We start from the raw sequence: 8,774 nt of genomic DNA on the forward strand, positions 1-8,774 counted from the left end.
CCGTGCGCGCCGGCGTTGTTGCGATGTCGTCGCCGTGCAGCCCATTGTATTCGGGCAGGGGTAGAACCCAAACTAAGCAGATTTTTGCTGGAGTCTAAGCAGATACTTATTAAAGCGGAACAGAATCACGATGAGCCAGTACCAATTCAGCGTTTCGGCCCAAACGCGCTACCTGCCTGAACAATCCGATCCTGAGCGCCGCCAGTACGCCTTCGCGTACACGCTGACGATTCGCAACACGGGGCAAGTGCCCGCGCAGTTGATCGCGCGCCATTGGATCATTACCGATAGTGAGTCCAAAGTGCAGGAAGTGAAGGGCCTCGGTGTCGTCGGACATCAGCCGCTGCTGCAGCCGGGCGAGCAATTCGAGTACACGAGTTGGGCCGTCATCGCGACGCCCGTCGGCACGATGCGGGGCGAGTACTTCTGCGTGGCGGAGGACGGCGAGCGGTTCGAGGCGCCCGTGTCCGAGTTCACGTTGCAAATGCCGCGTACGCTGCACTGATGGCGGCCGGCGTTCCCACGCGCATCGAGCGCGCCATAGCCGGGTGGTTCGCGGCCGTCTTGCTGGCGATGCTGCTCGCGGCCTGCGGCGGTCCCACGGTCGTTCGCCCGACGGCCTCACCGGCGGGCAGTGCGGCCGGAACCTTGGGCCAACTGCCCACGGGGCGGTTGACGCCGGTATCGTGGCAGCAGGTGCCGGGCTGGGACGACGATTCGCTGATCGGTGCTACGGCCGCGTTGCGAGAGAACTGTCTGCGCGTCGGACGCGAGCCCTCGTGGCGGCGCGCCTGCACCGCGGCCGCTCAGCTCGACGATCTGGATGTCACGGGTGCCCGGACGTTTTTTGAAACGTATTTCACACCCTTTCAGCTTGCCAACGGCGACGGTACGCTCGACGGGCTCGTGACGGGCTACTACGAGCCACTTCTGCATGGTTCCCGCACGCGGCGCGGACCGTACCAGTACCCGCTTTATCGCTGGCCGGCCGGCTTTCGGGCAGGCACGACGCTACCGGCGCGCGCGCAACTCGAGCGTTCGGGCGCGCTGGCGGGCAGTGAGCTCGTCTGGGTCGACGATCCGATCGAGGCCTTCTTCCTCCAGGTGCAGGGCTCGGGGCGCATCGTGCTCGACGACGGCACGGTCATGCGCGTGGGCTTCGGCGGCAGCAACAACCAGCCTTATCGATCGATCGGACGGTGGCTGCTCGATCATGGTGAGCTGACGCCCGCGCAGGCGACGATGCAAGGCATCAAGGCTTGGGCGCGCGCCAATCCCGCCCGCGTCGACGCGCTGCTCGACACCAACCCGCGGTTCGTCTTTTTCCGCGAGATGCCGTCGGCCGACCCGGCGCTCGGCAGCACCGACGTCGGTCCCATCGGCGCCCTTGGCGTACCACTCACGCCGCAGCGTTCGATCGCCGTCGATCCGTCGTGGATTCCGCTCGGCACCCCCGTTTTCCTGCAAACGACGCGGCCGTTCACCAATACGCCGATGAACCGACTCGTTTTCGCGCAGGACACCGGGACGGCAATCAAGGGCGGCGTGCGCGCCGACTATTTCTGGGGCCTTGGCGACGAAGCCGGCGATCTGGCCGGCAAGATGAAGCAGGTCGGCCGGATGTGGCTGTTGCTGCCCAATTCCTGATACACGCAATCCGCTAAAGAATGCGCTCGTCGGTTCGGGGCAGCGCTTGCTAGCGCCGCCCCAGCGCCTGTCTCCCTATCACGCCCTTCGGTAGGACCGACCGACTTGCCTGCGCGGCCCCCGCGGCCCGCGCACGCATCAACCGCCGGCCTTGCGCTTGTCGACGACATGCCGGGCCTTGCCTGCCGATCGTTCGATCCCGTTGACGGGTAGTACTTCGACGATCGCGGTGACCCCGATCAACGCTTTGATGTCGTACGCGAGCGCCGACTTTGCCGCCTCGATCGCCGCATGGTCGGCGAGCGCGTCGGGCATCGGCTCGACGTTGAGCGTCATGACGTCGAGCGGACCTTCCTTCGTCAGCACGATCTGGTAGTGCGGCGCAAGCGCCCGCTGCTTCAGCAGCAGCTCCTCGATCTGCGTGGGGAAGACATTGACGCCGCGCACGATCATCATATCGTCGCAACCGCCCGTGATCTTTTCCATGCGCCGCATCGTGCGTGAAGTACCGGGCAAGAGCCGCGTGAGATCGCGGGTGCGATAGCGGACGATCGGCAGCGCCTCTTTCGTCAGCGACGTGAAAACGAGTTCGCCGAACTCGCCGTCGGGAAGGACGGCGCCCGTTTCCGGGTCGACGATTTCCGGATAAAAATGGTCCTCCCAGATGGTCGGGCCGTCTTTCGTTTCGATGCACTCGCAAGCAACGCCGGGACCCATGATTTCGGACAGTCCGTAGATGTCGACGGCATCGATGCCCATGCGCCGCTCGATCGAGAGACGCATCTCGTTCGTCCACGGCTCGGCGCCGAATATCCCGACCCGCAGCGACGATTCGGCGGGATCTAGCCCTTGGCGCTGGAACTCGTCGGCGAGCGCGAGCATGTAGCTGGGCGTGACCATGATGATGTCGGGCTTGAAATCCCGAATCAGCTGAACTTGCCTTTCCGTTTGTCCGCCGCCGAACGGGATGACGGTCAGGCCCGCGCGCTCGGCGCCGTAGTGCGCACCGAGACCGCCGGTGAAGAGACCGTAGCCGTAGCTGACGTGGACCTTGTCGCCGCGGCGGGCGCCGGCCGCGCGAATCGAGCGTGCGACGAGGTTGGCCCACGTATCGATGTCGCGCGCCGTATAGCCGACGACCGTAGGCTTGCCCGTCGTGCCGGACGACCCGTGAATGCGCGAGATTCGCTCTTGCGGTACGGCGAACATGCCGAACGGATAGTTGTCGCGAAAATCGCGCTTCGTCGTGAAAGGAAAGCGTGCGAGATCGGCCAGCGTCTTCAGGTCTTCGGGACGCACGCCCGCCTCGTCGAACTTGCGTCGATAGACGAGCGAGTTCTCGTAGGCATGCGCAAGCGACCATTTCAGTCGCTCGAGCTGCAAAGCGGCGAGTTCATCGCGGCTTGCGGTCTCTATGGGCTCGAGCGGGAACGCGGTGTTCATCGGGTCTCTCCTCTGTCTCCTGGTGAAACGTTTGCGACCGGCTCGGAGCCGAGCGCTTTTCGTCGCGCCGCATCGGCGCTCAGCGGGTAGGAATCACGGTTCCTTTGATCTGTGCCGACTTGCCGCGGAACATCGCCACTGTGTCGCCAGCACCATTGGTGACGCGTATATCGTAGATTCCGGTGCGCCCGTTCAATGTCTGCTCGACCGCCTCGGCGGTCAGGGTGTCGCCGCCGTGGACCGGACGCAGAAACTCGATCGAGCATCCCGATGCCACGGTGTTGACGTTGTACGAGTTGCAGGCGAACGCGAAAGTCGAATCGGCGAGGGTGAAGATCAGGCCACCGTGGCAGATGTCGTGGCCGTTGAGGAAGTCGGGCCTTACCGCGGCTCGCATGCGCGCATATCCCGCGCGGACTTCGAGAAGCTCGAAGCCGAGCGCGCGGCTGCACGCGTCGGCGGCGTACATCGCCTCGGCTACCGCTTGAGCGAGTTCGTTGCCGGTCTTATCAACGCCGGTGCCGAGACCGTGAGTTGCCGTAGACATGCTATCGCCCTTCGAAGCGCGCGGAACGCTTCTCGATGAATGCGGCGACGCCTTCCGCAAAGTCGTGCGAGGCGCCGAGTTCTCGTTGCAGGTCGCGTTCGAGATCGAGTTGCTGGTCGAACGAATTGACGGTGCTTGCGTGCATGGCTCGCTTGATGGCGGCGATGGCCTTCGTCGGCTGTTGCGCGAGCTGCGCTGCGACTTGCTGAGCGGCAGCGGGCAGATCCGCATCCTCGACGACCTGCCAGATGAGGCCCCACTGTTGCGCCTGTTCCGCCGAGAGCTTGTCGCCCGTGATGGCGAGGCCGAGCGCGCGCGCCATGCCGATGCGGCGAGGCAGCAGGGCGGTTCCGCCCGAGTCAGGGATCAGGCCGATCTTCACGAACGATTGGACGAAGCTGCTCGAGCGCGCGGCCAGCGTGATATCGCAAGCGAGCGCCAGATTCGCGCCCGCGCCGGCCGCGATGCCGTTGACCGCGGCGATGACGGGCAGCGGCAGGGCTTGCAACCGGCGCACGAGCGGATTGAAGTTTTCGTCGATGAGCGCCCCGAGGTCGGTCTCCGCTCCGGGCTCGAAACTCATGTCGGCGAGATCCTGCCCTGCGCAAAAGCCGCGCCCCGCGCCCGTCAGCACGAGCGCACGCGTCTTAGCGGCCTCGACCTCGTCGAGCGCGGAACGCAGCTCCGCGTGCATCTTGCGCGTGAAGCTGTTGAGCTTGTCCGGCCGGTTCAGCGTAATGGTGGCTACGCGCGAGGACGCGTCGACGTCGACACTGATTGCTTCATAAACCATCGTTCGTCTCCTTGGCCGCTTGGCTTGCGGCTGCTTGTGCCCATCGATCCGTCGGATCGGGCTGCCTTACCCGAGCCGTCGGATTGGAATCACTCCATGCCGCTCACAGTCGCTCGATGGCGAGCGCGATGCCTTGACCGACGCCGATGCACATCGTGCAAAGCGCATATTGACCGCCCGTGCGTTCGAGCTGGTAGAGCGCCGTCGTCACGAGCCGGGCCCCCGATGCGCCGAGCGGATGCCCGAGCGCGATCGCGCCGCCGTTCGGATTCACACGAGGGTCGTCGTCGGCCACGCCGAGCAGCCGCAATACTGCGAGTCCTTGCGCGGCGAACGCTTCATTCAGCTCGATGACGTCGAACTGATTCAGCGACATCCCGAGACGAGCCAGCAGCTTTTGCGTTGCGGGAGCCGGCCCGATGCCCATGACGCGAGGCTCCACGCCGGCCGTCGCCATGCCGAGGATCCGCGCTCGGCGGCGCAAGCCGTATTGCTCGGCCGCTTCGCCGTTGGCAAGCAAAAGCGCGCATGCGCCGTCGTTCACGCCCGAGGCGTTGCCGGCCGTCACCGTGCCGTCGGCGCGCACGACGCCCTTCAGCTTGGCGAGCGCCTCGAGCGATGTTTCGCGCGGGTGCTCGTCTTGCACGATATGCAGCGCATCGCCTTTCTTCTGCGGGACGACGACAGGGACGATTTCCGCGGCTAGTGTTCCATTGCGTTGAGCTTCGGCCGCTTTTCGTTGGCTCCGCAGTGCGAAGGCGTCCTGATCGGCGCGGCTCACCGAAAACTGTCCGGCCACGTTTTCGGCCGTCTCGGGCATCGAATCGATCCCGTATTGCGCTTTCAGCGCCGCGTTCACGAAACGCCAGCCGATCGTCGTATCGTGGATTTCGGTCTGGCGCGAAAAGGCGCTCGTCGCCTTCGGCATGACGAAGGGCGCGCGCGTCATGCTCTCCACGCCGCCGGCGATGAAGAGGCGAGCTTCGCCGGCTTTCAGCGCGCGCGCGGCCGTGCCGACCGCATCCATGCCCGAGCCGCAGAGCCGGTTCAGCGTCGCGCCTGGCACATCGGTCGGCAAGCCCGCGAGCAAGGCAGCCATGCGCGCGACATTGCGGTTGTCTTCGCCGGCCTGGTTCGCGCAACCGTAAATGACGTCGTCGAGCGCCCGCCAGTCCACGCCCGGGTTGCGCTTCATCAGCGCATTGATCGGTACGGCCGCGAGATCGTCGGCGCGGACGTCCTTCAACGCGCCGGCGTAGCGGCCGAATGGAGTGCGGATCGCGTCACAAATGTAGGCATCGTTCATCGGGATTCCTGAAGTTCGCAATCGTGTCCCTAGGCGCGGGGGCGCCAGGGGACGGTCGGATCATCGTACGGAGGGCCGTGGCGGCGCGCCATTCGGCCGTTCGGCCTATGCCGTTTGGCCGACTTGAGCGGCTTGTGCAAGGGGCGCAACATGGACCCGGCTCTGAATCACGCGGAATCGATTGGCCACGAAAGCCGAATCCGTCAGCGCCGCGTTCGCCGCGGGATTTGCCCCGGTTCCATGAAAGTCCGAGAACGCTGCCGACTGGTTGACGAACACGCCGCCTGTCAGATTGATCGAAAGCGCCACCCCGCCGCGGATCGCCGCTTCGTGCGCGGCTTCGATGATCGCTTCATCGGTGCTATAGACGGACAACGTCAACGCGCCATGCGCGGCTGCGGTCGATCCGGCCAGGTCGAGCGATTGCGCGGTCGAATCCGTGGCGATCACGAACGAGATGGGCCCGAACCATTCGCCGCTGAATTTGGCGCTGTCTGCTGCCGCGTCGAGTTTCAGCATGAGCGGCGTGCGTACGCGCGCGCCGGGGAAGGCGGGATGATCGATCGTTCTGCTGTCGACGAGTATTTGGCCAAGCGATCGTGCTTCGTCGATGCGGCGGGACACGCCGTCGTTCTGAATGGCACCCAGCACCTCGACGGCACGGGCGGGATCGCCGAGCAGCTTTTCAACGGCTTCCCCGAGCGCTCGAGCGACTTCATCGAAGCTCGCGTGCCCGGCGGACGTCGAAATGCCGTTGCGAGGCACATAGATGTTCTGTGGCGCGGTGCACATCTGCCCAGAGTAGAGCGCGAGCGAGAACGCGATGTTGCGCGCGGCGGCTTTGAGGTCGTCGACGGAGTCGATGACGATCTGATTGACGCCTGCCTTCTCGGTGAATACCTGCGCCTGGTGTGCGTGCCGTTCGAGCCAGGTGCCGTTTTGGGTGCTGCCCGTGAAATCGATGAGCTTGATTTCGGGGCGCAGCGCCAGATCCTGCACGAGAGCACCGTCGTTCGGATCGGTGGCGAGCAGCGTGACGACATTCGGGTCGAAGCCTGCCTCTCGCAGCACGTCTCGAGCAGTCCGCACGGTGATCGCCAGCGGCAGGATCGCTCCGGGGTGCGGCTTTACGATCACGGCGTTGCCGGTTGCGAGATCCGCGAAGAGGCCCGGATAGCCGTTCCAGGTCGGGAACGTGCAGCAGCCGAGTACGAGGCCGATGCCTCGCGGCGCGATCGTAAAGCGCTTTTTCATCGCGAGCGGCGGATTCTTGCCTTGCGGCTTCTCCCAATGCGCTTCGGCGGGGACGCGGCGTAAGTCGGCCCACGCATAGGCGACGGCCTCCAGCGCGCGGTCTTGCGCATGCGGGCCGCCGGCCTGGAACGCCATCATGAATGCCTGCCCGGTGGTATGCATGACGCTATAGGCGATCTCGAAGCTCGCGCGGTTGAGCCGGGCGAGGATCTCCAGGCTGACGCCGGCCCACGCTTCCGGCCCGGCCGTGCGCCAGCCGCGCTGCGCGGCGGTAGCGGCGGCGATCAGTGCGCCCGCGTCGGCTTTCGGGTAGCGGATGCCGAGCGCGAAGCCGTACGGCGATTGCTCGGCACCGACCGTGTCGCCGGTGCTCGGCTGATCGAGCTCGAAAGTGTGATTCAGACGCGCCTTGAACGCGGCCTCGCCATCGGCGTTGCTGCTTTCCCCGTACACTTTGGGGCTCGGCATTTCGGCGAACGGGCTCCAGTAGCCGCGGGTTTCGATCGCGGCGAGCGCATGCTTGAGCGTGTCTTCGTGCTTGGCAAAGAGAGGATGTGTCATGTCGGAGACGGAAGCGGCGTGAGTTGGGAAAGATCGGCTGCCAATTAATTGACCGACCGGTTGGTTGGTGAATGGTACCATCGTTCGCGCGAAGGTTTCTAGCGTTTTTGCGGTGTATCGAGACAAACCATAGGAGGGTGCAGATGACCTACGAGAACATTCTTGTCGAGACGCGCGGTCGGGTCGGGCTTGTGACGCTGAACCGCCCGAAGGCGCTCAACGCGCTCAACGATGCGCTGATGGACGAACTGGGCGCCGCTCTGAAGGCGTTCGATGCCGACGATGGTATCGGCGCGATCGTCGTGACGGGCAGTGAGAAAGCGTTCGCGGCGGGCGCCGACATCGGGATGATGGCGAGCTACACCTATATGGACGTTTACCGGAACGACTACATCACTCGCAATTGGGAGGCGGTGAGCTCGATTCGCAAGCCGGTGATCGCGGCGGTGGCCGGGTTTGCGCTCGGGGGCGGCTGCGAGCTGGCGATGATGTGCGACATCGTCTTCGCCGCGGACACCGCGAAGTTCGGGCAGCCCGAGATCAAGCTCGGCATCATGCCCGGGGCGGGCGGAACTCAGCGGTTGCCGCGGGCGGTGTCCAAAGCGAAAGCGATGGACATGTGCCTAACGGCTCGCTTCATGGACGCGGCGGAAGCTGAGCGCGCGGGCCTGGTCTCGCGCGTGGTGCCGGCGGCAGCGTTGCTCGACGAGGCGATCGCGGCCGCGTCGACGATCGCGGAGTTCCCGTTGCCCGCCGTCATGATGGTGAAGGAATCGGTGAATCGCGCGTACGAAACGACGCTTGCCGAGGGCGTGCGCTTCGAGCGCCGATTGTTCCATTCGCTATTCGCGACGGAGGATCAGAAGGAGGGGATGACGGCGTTCGTCGAGAAGCGCAAACCGGTTTTCAAGCATCGCTGACGGCGCGCTCATTTTCCCCTTGCGGCGCTTCGCGAAGCGGCCTAGAATCACGCCCTTTCGCGCGGTCGGTGATGGCGGCGCGAGAGAGGGAAGGGGAACGGCGAGCGGCGCGCATCGTGCAGTCAACGAGGCGCGCGGTCAGCGGTTGGCGGGTGAGTGATGTGACGCTGAGCAGGGTGCGACGCAATCAAAAAACTCGTTGACGACTGGCGGGTGACGCTGCATAATCTCGCTTCTCTGCTGCTGATGCAGCAACGCAAGACGGCGGTGCCGAAGGGTAGTGGTGGTAGCGGCGCCGAGGCG

The 8,774-nt window shown here is 65.0% G+C and carries 8 protein-coding genes; 3 read left to right on the forward strand and 5 right to left on the reverse strand.

From position 1 onward, the window contains the following. Nucleotides 1–130 precede the first annotated feature (130 nt). Nucleotides 131–505 carry a Co2+/Mg2+ efflux protein ApaG gene (gene apaG, locus C9I57_RS24430; protein ID WP_107153160.1) on the forward strand — a complete coding sequence of 125 codons (375 nt, stop codon included), beginning with the start codon at nt 131–133 and terminating at the stop codon, nt 503–505. Beyond that, nucleotides 505–1,647: a murein transglycosylase A gene (gene mltA / locus C9I57_RS24435; protein ID WP_107153161.1), complete on the forward strand. Its 1,143-nt coding sequence runs from the start codon at nt 505–507 to the stop codon at nt 1,645–1,647. Before apaG ends, mltA begins: the two co-directional genes overlap by 1 nt. 138 nt (nt 1,648–1,785) lie before the next feature. Here mltA and paaK read toward each other — a convergent pair whose 3' ends face one another. The 5 genes from paaK to paaN form a co-directional block, all read right to left on the reverse strand. After that, the gene (gene paaK, locus C9I57_RS24440; protein ID WP_107153162.1) at nt 1,786–3,090 is read right to left on the reverse strand and encodes a phenylacetate--CoA ligase PaaK; all 1,305 of its coding nucleotides are present in this window, start codon (nt 3,088–3,090) and stop codon (nt 1,786–1,788) included. 79 nt (nt 3,091–3,169) lie between these two features. Further along, nucleotides 3,170–3,637: a hydroxyphenylacetyl-CoA thioesterase PaaI gene (paaI, locus tag C9I57_RS24445; RefSeq protein WP_107153163.1), complete on the reverse strand. Its 468-nt coding sequence runs from the start codon at nt 3,635–3,637 to the stop codon at nt 3,170–3,172. 1 nt (nt 3,638) lies between these two features. Then, nucleotides 3,639–4,430 carry a 2-(1,2-epoxy-1,2-dihydrophenyl)acetyl-CoA isomerase PaaG gene (gene paaG, locus C9I57_RS24450; RefSeq protein ID WP_107153164.1) on the reverse strand — a complete coding sequence of 264 codons (792 nt, stop codon included), beginning with the start codon at nt 4,428–4,430 and terminating at the stop codon, nt 3,639–3,641. A 103-nt stretch (nt 4,431–4,533) separates the two neighbouring features. Continuing rightward, nucleotides 4,534–5,736: a 3-oxoadipyl-CoA thiolase gene (pcaF, locus tag C9I57_RS24455; RefSeq protein WP_107153165.1), complete on the reverse strand. Its 1,203-nt coding sequence runs from the start codon at nt 5,734–5,736 to the stop codon at nt 4,534–4,536. Nucleotides 5,737–5,841: 105 nt separating this feature from the next. Then, the gene (paaN, locus tag C9I57_RS24460) at nt 5,842–7,551 is read right to left on the reverse strand and encodes a phenylacetic acid degradation protein PaaN (protein ID WP_107153166.1); all 1,710 of its coding nucleotides are present in this window, start codon (nt 7,549–7,551) and stop codon (nt 5,842–5,844) included. Nucleotides 7,552–7,694: 143 nt separating this feature from the next. Between paaN and C9I57_RS24465 the strand changes: the two genes are divergently transcribed. Then, the gene (locus tag C9I57_RS24465) at nt 7,695–8,471 is read left to right on the forward strand and encodes an enoyl-CoA hydratase (protein ID WP_107153167.1); all 777 of its coding nucleotides are present in this window, start codon (nt 7,695–7,697) and stop codon (nt 8,469–8,471) included. Nucleotides 8,472–8,774 lie beyond the last annotated feature (303 nt).

This window comes from Trinickia symbiotica, assembly GCF_003028655.1.
Classification (GTDB): Bacteria; Pseudomonadota; Gammaproteobacteria; order Burkholderiales; family Burkholderiaceae; genus Trinickia; species Trinickia symbiotica_A.